Origin of the sequence: Aurantibacter crassamenti (assembly GCF_016811105.1) — a bacterium.
Classification (GTDB): Bacteria; Bacteroidota; Bacteroidia; order Flavobacteriales; family Flavobacteriaceae; genus Aurantibacter_A; species Aurantibacter_A crassamenti.
Map to the genome: position 1 here is coordinate 2,741,017 of NZ_JAFBGM010000001.1, position 20,533 is coordinate 2,761,549.

A 20,533-nucleotide genomic window follows, 5' to 3' on the forward strand; every position below is an offset into this window, starting at 1 on the left:
ATAGCGTATTACAATAAATTTAACCATATTGTAACTTGTAAAATCTAACCCAGACATGTACAGAAATCGGTTTTCACCCTTATCATTTTTGCTATTTATACTATTTTTTATTCCAATAAGCCATAGTTATTCTGGTCTTTTAGCGCAAGATCCCTTTGTTGTAGTTTTAGATGCAGGCCATGGTGGGCATGACCCCGGCAACCTTGGTAATGGATATTTAGAAAAAAATATTGCCTTGAATATTGTTTTAAGAGCAGGGCGAATTTTAGAACAAAATCCAGATATTAAAGTTATTTATACGCGTAAAGACGACACCTTTATTGATTTATTTGTTAGAGGAGAAATTGCGAATAAAGCTAAAGCTGATTTATTTGTTTCGGTACATTGTGATTCACACACATCTGATGCACATGGTGCTGGCACCTTTGTTTTAGGATTACATGCTAATGAGCAAAACTTTGCAATAGCTAAGAAAGAGAACTCGGTAATTTATTTAGAGGATAACTATGCAACACGATATGCAGATTATGATATTAATTCACCAGAATCTGTAATTGGATTAACCATAATGCAAGAAGAATTCTTAGATCAAAGTGTTGCTTTGGCAAAATCGATACAAGATAATTTTTCAAATAAATTGAAAAGAAAAAATAGAAAAGTAAAACAAGCAGGTTTTATAGTACTACATCAAACTTTTATGCCTAGTGTACTTGTTGAAACTGGTTTTTTGACCAATGATGATGAAGGTGCATATTTGAACTCTAGTCAAGGGCAGAATGAAATGGGAACTGCAATTGCAGATGCAATTTTGAATTATAAAAGAAATGCAGTTGCAAGTGGATCTTCAAATTCAGTGAGTAGCATGCCAAGTGCTCCGGATCCTGATATGGCCGAGGCTGCAGTTTCAGAAGCGCCAGTTAAAGAAAAAGCAACAGCAACAGTTGCTACTAAAACTTCAGAAGTGGCTGAAAAAAGTGAAACACTAAAAGAGGAGGTTGTTCAAGCGCCAGAGAAGACCAATGATGAAGTGAAAAAAATGCTTGATGACGCACAGAAAAAAAGTTTAGAAACAGTTTCTAGTTCTAAGGCCGAAAATGAAGTGGCAGTTGAAGCACCTGCGGTAGTAGAAGAGCTGCCAGAAGTCAAAACCGAGGTAGTAGTTACTGAAGTAAATACTGCAGGTAGACCTAAAATAGTTAAAGAAGAAGTTGTAAGGGTCGTTGAGAAAAAAACTGAACCAGCACCAACTAAAATAGAAAGTAAGTTAGAAGAGAAGATAAATGAAGCTCCTAAAACTGAAATAGTTAAGAAACCAGAGTCAAACATTGAGTTTAGAGTGCAATTAATGGCGAGCGGTAAAAATCTATCTCCTGGTGATGCTATCTTTAAGGGATTAGGTGAGATTTCAAAAGAACCTATTAAAAATTTGTATCGTTACATGCACGGTAGTACTACTGATGTTGTTAAAGCGCGATTGCTTAAAAAAGTTGCAGATGCAAAAGGATTTACAACATCGTATTTAGTAGCATATAAAGATGGTGTTCGAATTGATATTGAAGAGGCTTTGAAATCCGCTGCCGAATAATTATCGTCTTCAGAATTTTATTTCTAATTTTGTTAGTAACGATAAAACCATACTTTTGAAACTATCCAGAGAAATTAAAACGGGTATTATAGTAGTAGGAGGTATCCTGTTATTCATTTTAGGTTTTTCTTACCTAAAATCAACATCCCTTTTTGATAACAACAAAACCTTTTATGCTGTTTACGAAAATGTAGGTGGTTTGCAGCCAGGCACGCCTGTAACGATCAACGGATTTAATGTCGGTACGGTTAACGCAATTAAGTTTAAAGATAAGACCGGTAAACTGCTTGTAACCTTTTCGGTAGATAATGAATTTGAGTTTACTAGAAATAGTATTGCCGAATTGTATGATACTGGTATTATAGGAGGTAAAGGTATTCGTGTAAATCCAATTTTTGATGGAAGTGCAATTGCTACTTCAAAAGATACATTGGTTACAAGAACGAGTCCTGGTCTTACTGAATTGGTACAACAGAAATTAACACCACTTCAGTTAAAGGTGGAAGGAGCATTTACAAACGCCGATTCATTATTAGCAAATGTGAATAACATATTAGACGATAAAGCTAAAAAAGATTTACAAGGTACTTTAGAAGGGTTGAATAGTACAATGCATAGTTTAAATGAAAGTGCAGTAATACTAAATCGAATTCTTAACAAGAATGAAAATAAGTTAGATAGTTCTTTAACTAATTTTGAAAAACTTACATACAACTTCGCAAAACTATCAGATTCACTTAATAACGCAGGCTTAGGACGCACATTGGCTAGTTTAGAATCTACCATGGCCAATTTAGATAAGGTAATGGGTAAAATTCAGAATGGCGAAGGCACCCTAGGTAAGCTCATGGAAAATGAGGAACTCTATAATAATTTAGAAAGTGCTTCTCGCGAACTAGATTTGTTGTTGCAAGATTTTCGTTTAAATCCGAAACGTTATGTAAATGTTTCTGTCTTCGGAAAAAAACAAATTGAATACGAAGTGCCAGAAGAGGATCCAGCTAATAATTTAGACCCTCAATAAAATGGAAATAATTCAACAAGTTTTATTTGCCGTTGTATTAATTGCTGGTGTTGGTTTCTTTGCCAAAAATGTAAAAACACTTCGTAGAAATATTAAGTTAGGTAAAGATGTTGATGTTTCAGATAACAAACCTGTACGTTGGCGAAATATGATGCGAATTGCATTAGGCCAAACTAAAATGGTTGTAAGACCCATACCCGGGTTACTTCATATAATTGTCTATGTAGGATTCATTATTATAAACATAGAAGTATTAGAAATTGTAATTGACGGACTTCTTGGAACACATAGAATCTTTGCACCGCTAGGCGCATTATACAATTTCTTAATAGGGTCTTTTGAAATTTTAGCATTCTTAGTAATTATTGCGGTTGTGGTTTTCTGGATTCGAAGAAATATAATTAGAATTCAACGCTTCATAAAACCTGAAATGCAAGGCTGGCCAAAGAAAGATGGTAATATGATTCTTTATATAGAATTTGTATTAATGCTACTTTTTTTGACAATGAATGCATCTGATTTTCAGTTGCAACAAATGAATGTTGAGCATTACACACAAGCAGGGTCATTTCCAATAAGTCAATTTATTTCACCGTTTTTTGATGGTATGAGTGCCACTACTTTAATTCTAATTGAGCGTACAACTTGGTGGCTTCATATAATAGGCATCTTGTGCTTTCTTAATTATTTATATTATTCAAAACATTTGCACATCCTTCTGGCTTTTCCAAATACGTATTACGGAAAAACAACCCCTAAAGGGCAGTTTGCAAACTTAGAATCTGTTACTAATGAAGTCAAATTAATGATGGATCCAAGTGCTGATCCATTTGCTGCACCAGCTGATGATGTAGATGCTGCACCAGAAAAGTTTGGAGCTTCTGATGTATCTGATTTGAGTTGGGTGCAACTATTGAATTCATATACCTGTACAGAATGTGGTAGATGTACAAGTGAGTGTCCGGCCAATCAAACAGGTAAAAAGTTATCACCTCGAAAAATCATGATGGATACTCGTGATCGTCTAGAAGAGGTGGGTAAGAACATTGATGCAAATAAAGGTGAGTTTAAAGATGACGGTAAGCAATTGCTTGGCGACTATATTACGAACGAAGAAATTTGGGCGTGTACATCATGTAATGCATGTGTTGAAGCTTGCCCGGTGAGTATCGATCCACTTTCTATAATTATGGATATGCGTCAATATTTGGTGATGGAAAAGTCTGCAGCACCAACAGAATTGAATAATATGATGGGTAATATTGAAAACAATGGTGCCCCATGGCCATTCAATCAGATGGATAGATTAAACTGGACTGAAGAAAAATAAAGTAGTGTATTAGATATGGAAAATGGACTGAAAGTACCTACTATGGCAGAACTCTTTGCCGCCGGAAAACAACCCGAAGTGCTCTTCTGGGTTGGTTGTGCAGGAAGTTTTGATGATAGAGCAAAAAAAATAACAAAGGCTTTTGTCAAAATATTGAATAAAGCAGATGTTTCTTTTGCTGTGTTAGGAACGGAGGAAAGTTGCACGGGAGATCCAGCTAAACGTTCAGGCAATGAGTTTTTATTTCAAATGCAAGCTGTTACAAATATTGAAGTTTTAAATGGTTACGGCATTAAAAAGGTAGTAACTGCTTGTCCGCATTGTTTTAATACAATTAAAAACGAATATCCTGGTTTAGGTGGCACCTATGAAGTTGTACATCATACGCAGTTTTTAAGAGATTTAGTTTCAGAAGGTAGAATAACATTAGAAGGAGGTAAGTACAAAGGAAAAAGAATTACGTATCATGATCCTTGCTATTTAGGAAGAGCCAATAATGTTTATGAAGCACCAAGAGAACTAATTAGAAAATTAGATGCAGAGCTTGTTGAAATGAAGAGCTGCAAAAAAAGAGGACTGTGTTGTGGGGCAGGTGGGGCACAAATGTTTAAGGAGCCCGAAAAAGGTGACAAGGATGTAAATGTAGAACGCACAGAACAAGCAATAGAGACCAAGCCTGAGATAATTGCTGCTGCATGTCCGTTTTGTAATACAATGATGACTGATGGTGTAAAGAGCAAAGAAAAGGAAGCATCAATCGGAGTTATGGATATTGCTGAGTTAATAGCTTCAGCAGAAGATTTATAGCTAAGTACACTGCCATTCATCTGAAATGGCACAGTAAATGAGAATAAACCCCAAATAATAGTCAGTAGGTATGTTTTATGAAATTATTCATAAACTGTGTGTACGGCTAAAAAATTGAATAATGTATGTTAGTAGAATTTAACTCATTACCCGATACTTCAAGAATATGGATATATCAGTCAAATAGAAGTTTGTCTGATGAAGAACTCGTTGAAATTTCAGCGGGTCTAAATGATTTTCTTAAAGATTGGGCGGCACATGGGGCCGATTTAAAAGCTGCGTTTGAAATAAAATACAAACGCTTTATAGTAATCGCCTTAGATCAAAATCAAAATACAGCTACGGGTTGTTCAATAGACGCATCGGTACATTATATTCAATCATTAGAAAAAAAATACAATATAGATTTGTTAGATAAAATGAATGTTTCTTATAAGCAAGGAGAATTCATAGCCTATAAGCCATTGATAGATTTCAAAAAAATGGTAAAGCAAAAGGCAGTTTCATTGAAAACTATCGTATTTAACAATTTGGTTGCAACTAAGGGTGAATATGAAGAGTTTTGGGAGGTACCAGCCTCTGAGAGTTGGCATGCTCGTTTCATGTAATTTTTATTCAAATTGTGATTTTCGTCAATTGTCAAAAATCCGATGAAATGCAATAATTAAGCCACTTTTCAGTTATTGCCATAAGCTAATTTTATGCGTTCCTACTTAATTCTCACCATACTTTGTCTTTCTGTACTTTGCGCTAAAGCGCAGAGCGATCCTTTGGTGGTAAAAGATAGTATTGCCCAGCAGAAATGGGTTGATGCAACGTATGAACGTTTGACTTTAGAAGAAAAGGTAGGTCAGCTTTTTATGGTTATGGTGGCTTCGGATCAAAACAAAGCCCAAACAAATAAGGTTAAGCAACTGATTAAGGATCAGAAGATTGGCGGATTGATTTTTTCTACAGGTGGCCCTGTGCGTCAAGCAAAATTAGCCAATGAATATCAAGCGGCTTCAAAAATTCCATTAATGATTGGTATGGATGCCGAATGGGGTTTAGCTATGCGATTAGATTCTACGTATGCTTATCCCTGGAATATGACTTTGGGTGCTATTGAAGATAGTACTATTGTTGAAGAAGTTGGAAAACGCATTGGTGAACATGCGAAACGTTTAGGTGTACATATTAATTTTGCTCCGGTAGTAGATATAAATACCAACCCTAAGAATCCAATTATCGGTAACCGTTCATTTGGTGAAGATCGTGAGAATGTTGCCAAAATGGGAGTTGCATTTACAAAAGGTATGGAGAGTGCTGGTATATTATCAAGCGGTAAACATTTTCCAGGTCATGGTGATACAGCAACCGATTCACATCATGCATTACCAGTCCTTAATTTTAGCAGAGAACGTTTAGATAGTCTAGAGTTATATCCTTATAAAAAAGTAATAAATGCCGGATTAAGTAGTGTAATGGTTGCACATCTTGAGGTTCCTGCCCTAGAAGAAAGAAGTGAAGTTCCTTCCTCTTTATCAGAGTATGTTATCTCTGACTTATTAAAAGGTCAGATGGGTTTTAAAGGTTTAGTTTTTACTGACGCCCTGAATATGAAGGGTGCTGCAGACAGAGGAAAGAATGGGGATGTTGAACTTGAAGCATTTATGGCAGGTAATGATATTCTACTTATGCCAACGGCTTTAGACGAAGCCAAAATAAAATTGATCAAATTTTATGAAAAAGGTAAGATTACCGAAGAACGTTTAGCACATTCGGTAAAGAAGATTTTAAAAGCAAAATATAAGGTAGGTTTAAACAAATATGCTCCAATAAATCTTGACAATTTATATAATGATCTAAATTCGATTGAGGATGATTTATTGTATGAGAAGGCTATTGAAAATGCGATTACGGTAATAAAGAATAAGTTTTATTTATTAGGAATCAAGCGGCTTGAGAATAAAAAGATTGCTTATGTTAAGTTTGGTGATGCGCCCAATGAGCCCTTTATTACTGAATTAAATAAATATGCCAAGGTGACTCAGGTCAATGGTAAAGATTTAGCTACACTTAAGAAGAAGTTGAGTGATTACAACTTAGTTATCATTGGTTTACATAAGAGCAATGAAAGCCCTTGGAAATCAAATAAATTCTCAAAAAATGAATTGTTTTGGTTGGGAGAATTGGCAAAAGAAAGGGGTTCGAATTTAATATTAACTGTTTTTGCAAACCCGTATTCATTACTTGATGTGCCTTCATTTGATTATATAGACGGAGCCATCGTTGCCTATCAAAATAGCAAATTAGCACAACAAAAAGCTGCTCAATTAATTTTTGGTGCAATTCCTGCAAAAGGAAAATTGCCTGTTTCAGCACAATCTGAATTTCCAGTAAATACCAGTATAAAATTAAAATCCCTATTAAGGTTAGGTTACAGTTCACCTGAGCGAGTGGGCATGAGTGCCAGTAAACTTGCCGAAGTAGATCGCTTGGTTAATGATGGTCTTGATTCATTGATGTATCCGGGTGCTCAGGTATTAATTGCTAGAAAGGGTAAAGTTATTTACAATAAAGGTTTTGGTAAACCAACTTATAAGAGCACTGACAGTATCACAACTGATAATATTTACGATTTAGCATCACTCACAAAAATCTTAGCAACTTTGCCCATGTTAATGAAAATGGAAGAAGATGGCGAAATTGATCTCAATGATACTTTTTCAGATTTAATTCCTGTTTATGCTGAAACCGAATTGAAAAATGTAACTGTTCTAAAGGCTTTGTCACATTATGGTAGGCTTCCTGCATGGATTGCTTTTTATGTTGATACTTTAGATAAAAACAGAAAACCTTCAAAAGAATTTTATAGAAAAGCACCAACAGCTGGTTTTTCAATAAAAGTCACGGATCAATTATACCTAGCAGACGTATTTAAAGACTCAATCTACAATAGAATTGGGCGACAAGACTTAAAATCGAATCGATATCGCTATAGTGATGTGGGCTATTATGTGATGAAAAAGTACATAGAAGATACTAAAAAGACTAGACTTGATAAATTAGCCAATGATTTTCTTTATGCTCCTTTAGGTGCAAATAACACAAGTTATAATCCATTGGAAAAATTTCCAAAGAATAAAATTGTTCCATCCGAAGAAGACGCGTATTATAGATATCAAACCATGCAAGGCTATGTACATGATATGGGTGCTGCCATGCAAGGGGGAGTAGGAGGGCATGCTGGCTTATTTAGCAATGCTAATGATGTTGCCAAAATTATGCAAATGTACTTGCAAGAAGGTTTTTACGGTGGTACTCAATTTATTGACAGCCGTACCGTAAAAAAATTTAATACCTGCTATTTCTGTGAGAAGAATGTAAGAAGAGGCGTGGGATTCGATAAACCACAAATTAAAGGTAGTGGCCCGACTTGTGGTTGTGTTTCAAGAAAAAGTTTCGGGCATAGTGGGTTTACAGGCACTTATACGTGGGCTGACCCAGAAGAGGAATTAGTTTATGTATTCTTATCAAACAGAACCTATCCTACGGCGTCAAATACATTACTCATAAAATCAGGATTACGCACAAGAATTCAAGAAGCTATTTATAATTCTATTCTCAATTAGAAGATATAAAAATTAAACTTCTGTTAAGAAAATTACGCATTTTCGACTAAACCCGTGTATTTGACTAAATTTGAAAGATGAAAATAGCTATTGTTTGTTACCCAACTTTTGGAGGTAGCGGTGTTGTCGCCACAGAATTGGGTATTGCCCTTGCCAATAGGGGGCATGAAGTACATTTCATAACGTACAGACAGCCAGTTCGTCTAGAGTTATTAGGCAACAGAGTACACTTTCACGAAGTAAACGTACCAGAATATCCATTGTTTAAATATCAACCCTATGAACTTGCACTTTCAAGTAAGTTGGTAGATACAATAAAGCAATATAATATTGATGTTTTACATGTACATTATGCCATTCCGCATGCCTATGCTGGTTACATGGCCAAAAAAATGTTAGAAGAAGAGAATATATATATTCCTATGATAACAACACTTCATGGTACTGATATTACTTTGGTAGGTAGTCATCCTTTTTATAAACCAGCAGTAACCTTTAGTATAAATAATAGTGATGTAGTAACTTCTGTATCTGAAAGTCTTAAAAAACAGACACTTGAAATATTTGATGTAAAGAAAACTATAGAGGTAGTACCTAACTTTATTGATAAGAAGAAATATCATTCTTCATTTACAGATTGCCAGCGATCGTTGATGGCTAATGATGACGAAAAAATAATTACACATATTAGTAATTTTAGAAAAGTAAAACGCATTCCAGATGTGATTAAAATCTTTTATAAAATACAAAAAAGTATTTCTGCTAAGTTAATAATGGTAGGTGAAGGGCCTGAAAAAGAGAATGCAGAAAAATTATGTAATTCATTGGGTATAGCTGATAGGGTAGTGTTTTTGGGTAATAGTAATGAAATAGATCGCATATTATGTTTCTCAGATTTATTTTTATTGCCTTCAGAAACCGAGAGTTTTGGTTTAGCAGCTTTAGAAGCTATGATGAATAAGGTTGCTGTAATTTCAAGTAATACGGGCGGAATACCAGAAGTGAATGAACAAGGCGTCACGGGGTATTTAAGTGAAGTTGGCGATGTAGACGAAATGGCAGCAAATGCGCTTAAAATATTGAGTGATGAGCGTGTTTTAGAAGAGTTTAAAGAAAATGCGTACCAAAGAGCGCTTACCTTTGATATTTTAAATGTATTGCCTCTTTATGAAGATATCTATCAAAAGGCTTTTGAGAAGCAATTAAATAAAGCAGATTACTAGAATTATGGTGCGAATCCTTTACTTTATTGTTTTAGCTTCTTTGCTAACTTCTTGTAATGGGCAGAAAAAAATGGCAACGGAACAAGATTCAGAAAACACCGAAAAATTGATCTTAATAGATCAGAACAATTATAGTGGTGCTGATTCTACAGAAACGATAATAATAAGGGATGCGAAATCTTTAAAACTATTCTACGCAAAAGTTAATAGAGCCAGAAAGCCAGGTTTACCTGTTCCGGATATAGATTTCACAAAAGAAATAATTGTAATTCATTGTTCTTCTGATATGAACTACAGTAACGTGAATAAGCTGATTATTCAAGATGAAACGGATACTGAAATGGTTGTAGGATTAAAGAAAATGCCTAAAACGAAGCAAGAACATTCAAGTTCCGAGGATAATCTTCTTGTAAATCCATTTTTTGTCTATAAAATTCCTTTCACCAAAAAGAAGGTTACAATAGAGTAGATAAAACCAAAATGTTTCTATCATATTAATTAATTTGCTTTATCATAATTAAGGGCATTTCATCGTCTTTTTTAGTTTTTGATTCCTGTTTTGTTGAAGCTTATTTCTCTGGAAATATACCATTAGCTGATGTACACCGATTATTTTTCCTACTTGTAGTGATTTTTTGAGCGCTGTATCTATTCCATTTAAGTTTGCGGTAGTATTAGTTATTAGTCCCTAATTACCTACTTATGAGAAATTATATCAGCATTACGCTTCTATTTGCGCTTTTCACTATTTCATTGTCTTTCGGGCAAGAAGAAGAGCAAGATTTGCAACTTACTTCAAAAGACAGCATTGTTGTCAGCTCATCAATTCTTGGTTTAGGATTTAACTTCGTTGATGACTCAGGAGATGTCTTTGACGAACTACTTTCTGTAGGTACACAATGGAATTATGTTCCTTATCCTTCTAGAATTAATATAGGCCGTAACACTAAAATGGGACTAGTTTTTGAGGCTATTGGTACATTTAATAAATACCAAGTTGGTAATGTAATTGATGGCGTAGTAAATACCAAGGTGAAAAATTACTTCGCTATTGATTCACGCATCTCTTATGATTTGAATAAATTAATAGGTCAAACAGGTTGGTTTGATCCTTACGTAGGTGTTGGTTTAGGTTATACTAGTGCCAATGAACAACCACGAGGCACATATAATGCGTCAGTGGGCTTTAGAACATGGTTGTCAGATAGATGGGGTTTAGATTTTAGTTCGTCTGGTAAATGGGCTATGGGTAACAATGGTGCCACAAATCATATTCAACATGCGGTAGGTGCTGTATATCAATTTGATATTGAGAAGGGTTTATCGAAAAAGGGCGAGGAAAAGCTAGCTTTAATCAACGAAATAGAAAAAGAGAAGCAACGAGTTAATGATTCAATTGCTACAGTAAATAGACTTAAAGAAGAAGCTTTACTGGCAGAACGATTGGCGCAAGAAAAAGAAAAGGCTCGTTTGGCTGCACTAGAGAAAGCAAAAATAGATGCAGAACATGCTAGAAAACAACAAATAATAGACGAGATAAATGCCTTAGGTAAAGTTCAATTTGCGTTAAATTCTTCTTTCTTAACAAAGGAAGCTAAAACTATTGCCATAGGTTTAACTGAAATTCTCAAGAAAAATTCAGAATTGACACTGCAAATAACTGCGCATACAGATGCTCGTGGTACTGATAAATACAATCTCTGGCTCTCAGAACGCCGTGCAGACAGAATTGTAGACTACCTTGTTACATTGGGAATAGAATTGCCACGTTTAACCAGTGTAGGTATGGGCGAGACGCAACTATTAAATCATTGTGATGATAATGTAAGTTGTACAGAAAAGGAGCATTTTGTAAATAGAAGATCAGATTTTAAAGTAATTAGTTTTTAATAAACTAAGCTATTAATTTCTTTATTAAGATTGTATTTTTTTTACCAGCAACTATAAAGTTGTTATTGTTTTCTATCTCTTGGTAGGTTACTATGTCAGCTTCATTTTCTTCGGTGTCATATAGAAACTCAAAAATGGTTCTTTTTAGAGCGCTCAGACTGTCTAAATTATAGTCAATCTTTTCAAGTTTTTCTAAATCAGCAATACTAGTGATTTTTGTTATTTCAAATTGAGAATTATGGGATTCAGACTTACTATATTTATCTCTTTTAGCGTGATACCATTCAATCACTTTTTTCTCTCTAAGAAATTGTCTTGCTCCTCTTTTGCACCAAAAAATGGAGGCTTTAATTGCTGCTACAATTGATGTCGATTTAAAAAAAATGTGAAAATCATAATCGTAAACGGTATTACACCAACGCCTTTTCCAATAAAAATCTCCTTTTGAAAAGCTGATAAGTTTTACTTCGTTAGCAATACACCATTCAATTTGCTTCATTAAATCTGTGTAGCCAGTATTAAATTTAGAATATGCAATATCATAGGTTCGTATGTATTGAAAAATTACATTATTTAAATGGAAGTTTAAACAAATATCTATTGGCATTTTACCATTGTAAATGATATAAAACGAAGCTTTTTTATTCAAAATCATTGGGTATACAATTTCTTGATAATGATCTCTTTGCGAAATATTTACATTGTTTTTGATGCCTTTTTCTAGTGAACGAATTGCTAATAGTTTGTAAAATTCATCAAAAATAAAATCATACTCACTTCTTGATATTTCACCGAAATACATTTTGTATGTAATGTCAAAACATTGCTCTAATTTCTTTTGTTCACGGCGTAATTTATAACGACTACTTCTGCCGAATCGTACCGCTAAATATTCGTTTAAACTGTTTACTCCCTCAAAATTAATTAGAAATCCTGGGTATTGTTTAATGCGCCATTGACTAACATTTTTAGGTAATTCTGCTTCTTCTATTTTAAAATACCCGGGTACATCTTCTACCACCAACACATCATTTATAAAAAGAGTGTCAGATTCCGCTTCATTGGAAAATAGCAGCTCATCTGAAAAATTATTACTGACGGCGCGATAATGCGCCGGTAATTTTCGTTCAGTGTATAATTCAAAAAAGAAATTTAATAGTTTGATGGTATTGCTTTTAAGAATGAAAATAAAGTTTGATTCTAGTTGATACTATTTTTAAAATGTTCAGCAATTTGGCTAGCGATTAAAGTTCTGCCATTATTATTCCAATGATGATCATAAATCAATGTAGTTGGTTTTTTAGAACGCTGAAAAGCATTCGAAAAATCAATTAAATCAATGCCTTCCGAATTACAAAATTCAATAAACTCGTTGCTTGTTTTTCTCGAGTCAAAAAGTATTGAAGTTTTAGTTTTATCAAAACCATACAAATTAATAAGGCTTTTAAAATTTGTAAGCCGTATGTGGTCTTCATTATTATCAGAGTTTTCACGAGGTACGGGTTGTTCATTTTCATTTTTATTAACCTCACCACCTTGTACCAAGCGTTTGAGCGGTTCAAGAATACCAATTTTAGAACCATAAGCCAAAAGCTTAATGTTATCACGAATCTTAAAAACCATGGAATTTAACATGTTGATTCGACCATAATTTGGTTGGTATTCAGCACGGCCTAAATCGCTTTCAAAGTTTAAATAAATTACGATTTTATCAATTAAAGCAAATTGTTGCGCATAGGCATTAATAAGATGCATCTGATTTGCTAAATCATACCCCGCATACCCATATTCGTATACTGAAACACCTTGCAATAAGTTTTCAATTTTTTCACCTGTAGAATCATCATAATCTTGATGAAAACCTTCTATAAATGAATCGCCAATGAGCGCTATTTCAAAGTCTTCTTTTGATGGATTGAATTCATTTGCAGAATTGAAACCAAAAGAATTAATTCTGAACTCTGAAAAATTTTGATTTCTATTTCCGGTTACTGCATATCCTTGATGGCCTGGTACTCGTTTTTCAACTAATTTTTCATCAATAAATCTCGGTGGATCTTCTGTATATAAATGAAGCACCCGTACCAATCCTTCTAAAGCAAGAAGAATTAATCCTATGTAAAGTACCGATTTAAGTATTAAATTTTTCATCCCAATTAAAATTGAAAATATATAAAAGAACGATTCACTCCATCATCATAAAAAAGTAACATACCTAATATTAGTAGGGCATATACAGCAAATCGAACAAATCTTGATTTAAATTTAAAAGGACTTCTTTCATCTTTACGAATTAGGTATTCATAAAGTGTGAATATCGCAATTAGAATATAAAAATCAACCATACGATACCCCATTGGGTGAGCGTAAGGTGCATAGCTAAAATCTTCACCTATTTGTTTAATATAAGCGAAGGAATCAGTTATGGTAGGTGATCTAAAGAAAATTCGAGAAAAACTTACCATTAAAAATGTAAGTACTACTTGGCCTATTTCTTTTATAGAAGGAAACCATGAATTTTCAGCAATAACGTTATCTGCATACATTCTATTTCTTCCCATTAAATAAACAGGAATATAAAAAAGTGCATGCAATGCTCCCCATACTATAAACGTCCAATTAGCACCATGCCAAAATCCACTGACAATAAAGATTATTGAAATATTGCGTATTGAGAGTAGTTTGCCAACTCTATTTCCACCTAAAGGAATGTACAAATAATGTCTAAACCAAGTAGATAATGAAATGTGCCAGCGTTGCCAATATTCTGCTACATTTCTTGAAAAATTTGGAAATTTGAAGTTCGACATTAACTCAATTCCAAAAAGTTTAGCCGTACCAATAGCAATGTCGGAATAACCACTAAAGTCACCATAAACCTGAAAACTAAAAAGAAAGACTCCTAAAATTAAGGTTGATGCAGGATAATCAGCATAATTTGCAAAAATATCATCAACAATAGGGGCAAGTGAATCAGCTATTACTAGTTTTTTAAAGAAACCCCAGAGAATCAATTTTAATCCACTAACTATTTGGTCATAGTTAAAGTCTCTTTTGTTTGTGATTTGCGATAGTAAATTTGAGGCTCTTTCTATTGGGCCTGCAACTAGCTGTGGAAAAAACGCAACAAACGCTGTAAAGGCGACTAAATCTTTTGTTGGCTTTAGTTTTTTATAATAGATGTCAAAAGAATATGACATGGTCTGAAATGTATAAAAAGATATACCTACAGGTAGAATTATTCTGAGCATCCACGTACTCTTCATTTCATAACCTACCATTGAAAACATTTCAATAAACGAATCAATAAAGAAGTTGAAATATTTAAAGAAACCCAGCAGACTTAAATTAAAGGCCATACTGACCCAAAGCCAATATTGCGCTTTCTTTTTATTATCAATATTTTTAAATATTTGTTGGCCAACATAGAAGTCAACAAGTGTACTTAATAGTATTAAAATAAGAAAACGCCAGTCCCACCAGCCATAAAAAAGGTAACTGGCAAGAATTATTAGAATATTTTGGTGCTGTAGATTCTTTTTGAATACTACCCAATACAGGAAGAAAACAAGTGGAAGAAATACCAAAAACTCTAGTGAATTGAACAGCAATTTATTTCTTATTTAATGTTAAACAATTATGAGGTAATAGCTACTCCTGTACTTTTTGATAATCCCTGTAATAGGTAATTAATTTCTCCATTTTTTATCTCATAGACCTTTATGTTGGTCATGCACTCATTGTTGAGATATAGAAATTCAAAAACTATCTGTTTTAATAGCGATTGATCTAGTGATTTATTGTCAACTAAATTTTGTTCTTCAAATTGAATTTTTGGGTCAACTTCAAGAAAAGCATATCTAGGTATAGTAGTTTTTGCTGAACGATTTCTTTTTAATCGATAGGTTACTTTATGTATTTTTTCATTTAGTTTTTTATCACGTAAATACTGCTTAAAATCATAGAATTTCTTTAGGTAAAAGGCCGTAATACGAGCTTTGTACGATTTTTTATCGTAATAAATATGATATTCGAAATCATAAATTTTATTAGACCATCGGGTTTTATAATCAAAATAACCTTTTGAGAAATCAAAGACTTTCAAATTGTTTTCAATACTCCATTCTATGAGTTTCATAATTGTTATAGAACCCAAATGAAATTTAGAATAATCAATATCAAAAACAGTTATCGCATCGAAAAGCACAGAATCAGAAAAGTAATTAAGTGTTACACCGATAGGTTTTCCGGAATCATAAATAACAAAGAGAGAAGCCTTATTTTCTAGAATCATGGGGTAAACCACTTCATAATAAAAGTTCCATTCTTCTGGTCGCAGATTATTATTTTCTACTTCTTTATCATCAAATCTTTTTCTAAGTAAACTTTCAAATGATTTAAAAATAGCATCATATTCACTTTTAGAAATATCACCATAATACATGCGATATTCTATATCAAAACACTGCTCAAATCTTTTCTTGTATTTGTTTAATTTATAGCGACTGCTCTTACTAAAAGTAGTGGCCATATATTGCGACAAATCTTTAAACGTCTCTAGGTTTATCAAAAACCCAGGGTATTGTTTTGAAGCATAAAAGCCTAAATTTTCGTCACTAGTATTACTAACAGAATTAAAATAGGTGGGTACATCATAAATAAGAAATACTTTCCCTTTATAATCATCAGCTTTTTTATTGCTTAACGAATAATTAATTCCTTTTGTGAAAGTAGCACCAACATTTTTTAAAACAATTGATGTGTTATTTTTTGTAAATCTTAGATGTTCAATGAAATCAAATTTAATTCCGGCTTCTGATTCATTAAAATGCCTTAGAAACACAGATGAAAACGTATCTGAAAGAAATGGATTGTCTACAATTGACATAAGGTTTCGTTATTCGATTTGTGAAAAGTATCTATATATTGGAAAATATTCAGAATAATCTTCTACTATTTCGTGGTCAATTTTTTTCTTTTCCAACTCAATTAACTCATTATAAATCTCTTGATTTACAATAACCTTCCACAGTTTAAAAGGTCTTAAATTATCTGAAAAACTTGCTTTAAAGTTGAAAAGTGAGTCGTGTTTACTAGACTTTCCTCCACCTAAATTAAAATATTTATAGTTCTCATTAGTAGCTCTAATACGCATTTCGTCAATAAGTAACTTAAGCGGATTCAGATGTAAATATTCATCTTTTGTACCTGCTAAATGATACTCAACAATTTCGTCGGTTTTAATAAATATTGCTCCGCCAACCACTGTCTGTGTTTCATTATGTGTGACTAACAACATTTCACTTTCAAAATGACATCCTAACATTAATTGATAGAAATAGCGTTCATCAAAAAAGTAACTTAAATTAGCGTGTACCCGGTTCATATTCTCGTAATACAAATCCATAAAGATTTTAATATCTTCTTCTGTGGTACCATTACGAATTGTACATTCTCTACGTGCCTTGTTAATATAAGTTTTTAGACGGCTACTATATTGTTGTCGTTGTATATCTAGGGGATGTGTAAGGTCTATATTTACAACATCGTTATGATGTGGAGTTGTGCCTATTCCGCTTAATAGACATTCTTGGTAATCTATATAGGGGTGAAGTCTTGAGAAAACAGATATGATTTTTTGCTCTTCAAAAAACTGCATCAGTTCTCGTTTGAATTCTGAATTGTCAAATGTCTTTTGTTCTGAATGTAAAAGTGGGCCAGCATAACCGTAAACTGAGGTTGCATCAAAATAAGGTGTGCCCTCGATAGTTCGAATAAGTAAGGGTAAAGCAATTAGATTATAGGCATCAGTATATTTAATAAGTACAGGCTCTTCGTCTTCTTTTTTTGATAGCTGATGATAATAATAGGTGTGGTAAAAATCAGAGTGGTCAATTAAATCAACAATTTCTGTCCAATCGTCTTTACTTTTAATTAGTTCAATCATATTTTGATGAATAAAAGCATGCTGTATTTATAATAACTTAATTATGAAAAATGAACTAATTATATTCATTCTTCAAATTCCGAATTATAAGCCAATATAATTATGTATATAACGAAAATCATTGTAACATATTTTTTGTAAACGATATTTTTAGGGCAGGTAATTAAATTATGATATAAGACAGCAATGGCACCATACTTTATATAAATTCTTAAACCAAAGTTAAAGGAAAAGGATAAGGCAGATTTGTTAGCCGAAGGTTTTTTGAAAAACTTATTAACCTTTATTAGTTAATAATCAATAATTTATAGGGGTGAAATAACATCAATAAATAGAAAATACGAAATATGAGTTACTTTATATTTTAAGTAAAATTACCGCTGTTAAAAATTGGCAAGAACGAAGTAATACTATACCACTGTAGCCTCATTAAAATCAAATATGAAGTTTGCTGGTTTATGAATGTCGTTCATAAAACTAGAAGCATTGTTGTGAATGTTTAAACCTTTATCAATAAGTCCAATGGTTTGCCAACCTAGTTTTTTAGGACTTATAAAATCCTTTTTAAGGTTGTCGGCAATATAATAATACTGGCAGCCTGGAAATTTTTTCTCAATGGTAGTGAAATTTCGATCAGCAGGCTTTTCACTGCCAATTACTTCTGAAATAACTATGGCATCAATCAAAGATGTTAATCCTAGAGCTTTAATTTTTGAGGTTTGTGTAAGCTCTCTACCATCAGTAATAATAGCAATTTTACCATCCTTAGCTTTAATGGCTTCAATAAAAGCAAGAACACCAGGAAATAGGTTAATATTAGGATAATGCTCTCTATAACTTAAAATCAAATCTTCCTTAGAAATTGGATAGCTGCTAGTGAGAAAATCAAAGACATTTTCTTTATTTCTGTATAATGAGAACATTTGAACAAAGAGTTCTCTCCAGTTTTGAGCATCAACTTTTTTAGCAATTTCTATATACGCTGATCGGAGGTAATCAATTTCGTTATACAAAGTATCGTCTAAATCAAAGACGATAACGGTTTTCGAATCAATTTTGATATCCATGAACTAGAATTTCATCATCATAGCGAATCATTAGTAGATTATCTTCCCAGCAATCAAAATCATCCTTGATTTCTTGGTTTAGTATATATTCTTCTAAAATCCACTTCGGATAATTTGCGCCCGCCAAATAGGAGAGGGGATACCCACCACCAAACCTTGGGTTAATTTCAATACCATAAATTTCAGATTCAGACTTATGTTTGAAAAATTGAGCTGTTAAACAACCCTTAGCCCCTTCAATATGATTTAAATGATTTTTGATGTACGCTACTAGCTCATTTTTCTCTGTTACGCCAGTGTTTACTTCACCGTCTCTAACAACAATTCTTTTGCGCGGTACAATACATTTTAAATTACCATTTTTATCGTAATATAAATCGCAGGTATATTCTTCAAATTCATCATGATCGATGTATTGTAAGAACATAAGTTTTTCATTCTGAAAATGATAATCTGTTAACTCTTCTTTTGAACGAATTAAATAGGTATCAACGCTTCTACTGCCATCTGACGGCTTTATAAACATTGGTAACGTATAATTATCTTTAGAATATTCTTTAGCAATAGCGATCCCTTTAGACTCAAAAAAGTCATGAATAACTCTTTTGTCACGGCATTTACTGATAAAATCAGTAGATGAAATTACCGCCTGAATATTATTCTCAGCAAGTAACGCTACGTTGTCGGCCAATATAGCTAATTCGGTATCAATTGTAGGTATTATAAGGCCTATGTTGTTGGCCTTACATTGTTCAATTAATACAGTTATATAGTCAGAATCATTTAAGCGAGGCACTTCAAAATAAGAATCTGCAATCTGGCATGCACCCGATAATTCCGGATTCATATCTGAAGCAAATACTTGACTTTTAGGATTGATTTTTTTTAGCTCTTTCTGAAAAGCTCTAAGTAATGATACGCGCCTTCCGGCAGAGGTTATTAAAATATTCATCTAAAAGTTCTATAAAGTGGTCTAAACATTTTAATAAACGGTTTAATCATGCTTTTATGATTGAAAATCCAAACCATAAATGAATATTCGAGACCATGATAGTCTTTACTAATAAAATGATTTAATGGATATGCGTCTATTTTCTTAAATTCATTAAGCATTTCAGGTATTTTATCAATTGAAATATCTGATTTCATTAGCCGTACCATTAGAAAAAATACAAATGATTGTTGTCTAGTTCTAAGCCTGCCAATACATTGTTCTGCACTACTATGTTCTTCGGGTATCGTTTTAATTAAATCATTGTAAACATGTGCGGCATTGGCATTGTCAAAAATCACTTTGTTATAGTGCTCTCTGCTTTTATTACGCATTGCGGAATTAGGCAAAATACGATATCGGTGCACATCTAAATCAAAATGAGTCATTTTTTTTGCCTTACAGAAAAGCTCAGCAGCTAAAATAGCATCTTCCATCCATCGGCCTTCAATAAAGCGAATACCACTGTCTATCAAAAATTGCCTGTTGGTTATAAACCACCAAATTTCGTTTTTGAATTTACGTTCACCAATATACGTTATACCGTCAACCACGTGTAGATTTTTATCGTCTACTTCATTTAAGTTTCTGGAAAGTTTTGGACCATTGGTTTTAAAACTATGACTATGGAATGTTAATATATCAAGATTGTAAGTTTCAATAACTTCTAGAAGCTTATGAATAACGTTCTGAGCTATAAAATCATCTGGATCAAGAAAAAAGATATATTTGCCTACAGCTTGGTCTAAACCTGAGTTTCTTGCAGCCCCAACACCACCATTTTTTTTATCTAATACTTTTATACTTGAATGTTTATTAGCGTAGTCTGTGGCAATTTGAAGCGTATTATCTTTTGACTCATCATTGACCACGATTACCTCAAACTCATCTGAGTTTAAGTTTTGGTCTAGAAGACTATCAAGACATTCCGGCAAGTACTTTTCCATGTTATAACATGGTATGACGAAACTGAGTTTCATATATAATTCAATTGGTTATAAATAAACCTATTCTCACTAACGATTAACAAACAACAATATTTGAAAGTTATCGTA

At 33.1% G+C, this 20,533-nt stretch carries 16 protein-coding genes and 1 pseudogene; 9 read left to right on the forward strand and 8 right to left on the reverse strand.

Annotated features, from left to right (window positions below):
* Positions 1–55: 55 nt before the first annotated feature.
* From JQC67_RS19060 to JQC67_RS11415, 9 genes and pseudogenes are all read left to right on the forward strand, one after another.
* Positions 56–821 (forward strand): annotated as a pseudogene (locus JQC67_RS19060) (N-acetylmuramoyl-L-alanine amidase family protein); the annotation flags it as partial.
* Positions 822–1,640: 819 nt separating this feature from the next.
* Positions 1,641–2,609, forward strand: a complete 969-nt coding sequence (locus tag JQC67_RS11380; RefSeq protein ID WP_203252929.1) for an MlaD family protein — start codon at positions 1,641–1,643, stop codon at positions 2,607–2,609.
* 1 nt (position 2,610) lies between these two features.
* The gene (locus JQC67_RS11385) at positions 2,611–3,939 is read left to right on the forward strand and encodes a (Fe-S)-binding protein (RefSeq protein WP_203252930.1); all 1,329 of its coding nucleotides are present in this window, start codon (positions 2,611–2,613) and stop codon (positions 3,937–3,939) included.
* 15 nt (positions 3,940–3,954) lie between these two features.
* On the forward strand, positions 3,955–4,746 hold the full coding sequence (locus tag JQC67_RS11390; protein WP_203252931.1) for a (Fe-S)-binding protein: 792 nt from the start codon (positions 3,955–3,957) through the stop codon (positions 4,744–4,746).
* A 125-nt stretch (positions 4,747–4,871) separates the two neighbouring features.
* Entirely contained in the window at positions 4,872–5,354 is a 483-nt protein-coding gene (locus JQC67_RS11395) for an ABC transporter ATPase (protein ID WP_203252932.1), read from the forward strand.
* A 93-nt stretch (positions 5,355–5,447) separates the two neighbouring features.
* Positions 5,448–8,360: a glycoside hydrolase family 3 N-terminal domain-containing protein gene (locus JQC67_RS11400; protein WP_203252933.1), complete on the forward strand. Its 2,913-nt coding sequence runs from the start codon at positions 5,448–5,450 to the stop codon at positions 8,358–8,360.
* Between the two features lie 77 nt (positions 8,361–8,437).
* Positions 8,438–9,583 (forward strand): N-acetyl-alpha-D-glucosaminyl L-malate synthase BshA, encoded by a 1,146-nt coding sequence (bshA, locus tag JQC67_RS11405; RefSeq protein WP_203252934.1) that lies wholly within the window; start codon positions 8,438–8,440, stop codon positions 9,581–9,583.
* A gap of 70 nt (positions 9,584–9,653) precedes the next feature.
* Positions 9,654–10,052 carry a hypothetical protein gene (locus JQC67_RS11410; protein WP_203252935.1) on the forward strand — a complete coding sequence of 133 codons (399 nt, stop codon included), beginning with the start codon at positions 9,654–9,656 and terminating at the stop codon, positions 10,050–10,052.
* A gap of 233 nt (positions 10,053–10,285) precedes the next feature.
* Positions 10,286–11,473, forward strand: coding sequence for an OmpA family protein (locus tag JQC67_RS11415; protein ID WP_203252936.1), 1,188 nt, complete (start codon positions 10,286–10,288; stop codon positions 11,471–11,473).
* Between the two features lie 4 nt (positions 11,474–11,477).
* Here the strand turns inward: JQC67_RS11415 and JQC67_RS11420 are convergent, their stop codons facing one another.
* From JQC67_RS11420 to JQC67_RS11455, 8 genes are all read right to left on the reverse strand, one after another.
* Entirely contained in the window at positions 11,478–12,494 is a 1,017-nt protein-coding gene (locus JQC67_RS11420) for a GNAT family N-acetyltransferase (protein WP_203252937.1), read from the reverse strand.
* Between the two features lie 179 nt (positions 12,495–12,673).
* A complete protein-coding gene (locus tag JQC67_RS11425; protein ID WP_203252938.1) occupies positions 12,674–13,624 on the reverse strand; it encodes a hypothetical protein in 951 nt (316 codons plus the stop codon).
* Positions 13,625–13,629: 5 nt separating this feature from the next.
* Positions 13,630–15,084, reverse strand: coding sequence for an MBOAT family O-acyltransferase (locus JQC67_RS11430; protein ID WP_203252939.1), 1,455 nt, complete (start codon positions 15,082–15,084; stop codon positions 13,630–13,632).
* A gap of 26 nt (positions 15,085–15,110) precedes the next feature.
* Positions 15,111–16,361, reverse strand: coding sequence for a GNAT family N-acetyltransferase (locus JQC67_RS11435; RefSeq protein WP_203252940.1), 1,251 nt, complete (start codon positions 16,359–16,361; stop codon positions 15,111–15,113).
* A 9-nt stretch (positions 16,362–16,370) separates the two neighbouring features.
* The gene (locus tag JQC67_RS11440; protein ID WP_203252941.1) at positions 16,371–17,420 is read right to left on the reverse strand and encodes a peptidoglycan bridge formation glycyltransferase FemA/FemB family protein; all 1,050 of its coding nucleotides are present in this window, start codon (positions 17,418–17,420) and stop codon (positions 16,371–16,373) included.
* Between the two features lie 410 nt (positions 17,421–17,830).
* Positions 17,831–18,487 carry an HAD family hydrolase gene (locus tag JQC67_RS11445; RefSeq protein ID WP_203252942.1) on the reverse strand — a complete coding sequence of 219 codons (657 nt, stop codon included), beginning with the start codon at positions 18,485–18,487 and terminating at the stop codon, positions 17,831–17,833.
* Positions 18,471–19,439 carry an ATP-grasp domain-containing protein gene (locus JQC67_RS11450; protein WP_203252943.1) on the reverse strand — a complete coding sequence of 323 codons (969 nt, stop codon included), beginning with the start codon at positions 19,437–19,439 and terminating at the stop codon, positions 18,471–18,473. The genes JQC67_RS11445 and JQC67_RS11450 overlap by 17 nt, the downstream gene beginning before the upstream one ends.
* Positions 19,436–20,458: a glycosyltransferase gene (locus JQC67_RS11455; protein WP_262896953.1), complete on the reverse strand. Its 1,023-nt coding sequence runs from the start codon at positions 20,456–20,458 to the stop codon at positions 19,436–19,438. Before JQC67_RS11455 ends, JQC67_RS11450 begins: the two co-directional genes overlap by 4 nt.
* Positions 20,459–20,533 lie beyond the last annotated feature (75 nt).

Coding starts and splice junctions, on each gene's coding strand:
- JQC67_RS11385 (WP_203252930.1), top strand. CDS start 2,611: ATGGAAATAATTCAACAAGTTTTATTTGCCGTTGTATTAATTGCTGGT.
- bshA (WP_203252934.1), top strand. CDS start 8,438: ATGAAAATAGCTATTGTTTGTTACCCAACTTTTGGAGGTAGCGGTGTT.
- JQC67_RS11395 (WP_203252932.1), top strand. CDS start 4,872: ATGTTAGTAGAATTTAACTCATTACCCGATACTTCAAGAATATGGATA.
- JQC67_RS11400 (WP_203252933.1), top strand. CDS start 5,448: ATGCGTTCCTACTTAATTCTCACCATACTTTGTCTTTCTGTACTTTGC.
- JQC67_RS11415 (WP_203252936.1), top strand. CDS start 10,286: ATGAGAAATTATATCAGCATTACGCTTCTATTTGCGCTTTTCACTATT.
- JQC67_RS11440 (WP_203252941.1), bottom strand. CDS start 17,420: ATGATTGAACTAATTAAAAGTAAAGACGATTGGACAGAAATTGTTGAT.
- JQC67_RS11410 (WP_203252935.1), top strand. CDS start 9,654: ATGGCAACGGAACAAGATTCAGAAAACACCGAAAAATTGATCTTAATA.
- JQC67_RS11450 (WP_203252943.1), bottom strand. CDS start 19,439: ATGAATATTTTAATAACCTCTGCCGGAAGGCGCGTATCATTACTTAGA.
- JQC67_RS11445 (WP_203252942.1), bottom strand. CDS start 18,487: ATGGATATCAAAATTGATTCGAAAACCGTTATCGTCTTTGATTTAGAC.
- JQC67_RS11425 (WP_203252938.1), bottom strand. CDS start 13,624: ATGAAAAATTTAATACTTAAATCGGTACTTTACATAGGATTAATTCTT.
- JQC67_RS11435 (WP_203252940.1), bottom strand. CDS start 16,361: ATGTCAATTGTAGACAATCCATTTCTTTCAGATACGTTTTCATCTGTG.
- JQC67_RS11390 (WP_203252931.1), top strand. CDS start 3,955: ATGGAAAATGGACTGAAAGTACCTACTATGGCAGAACTCTTTGCCGCC.
- JQC67_RS11455 (WP_262896953.1), bottom strand. CDS start 20,458: ATGAAACTCAGTTTCGTCATACCATGTTATAACATGGAAAAGTACTTG.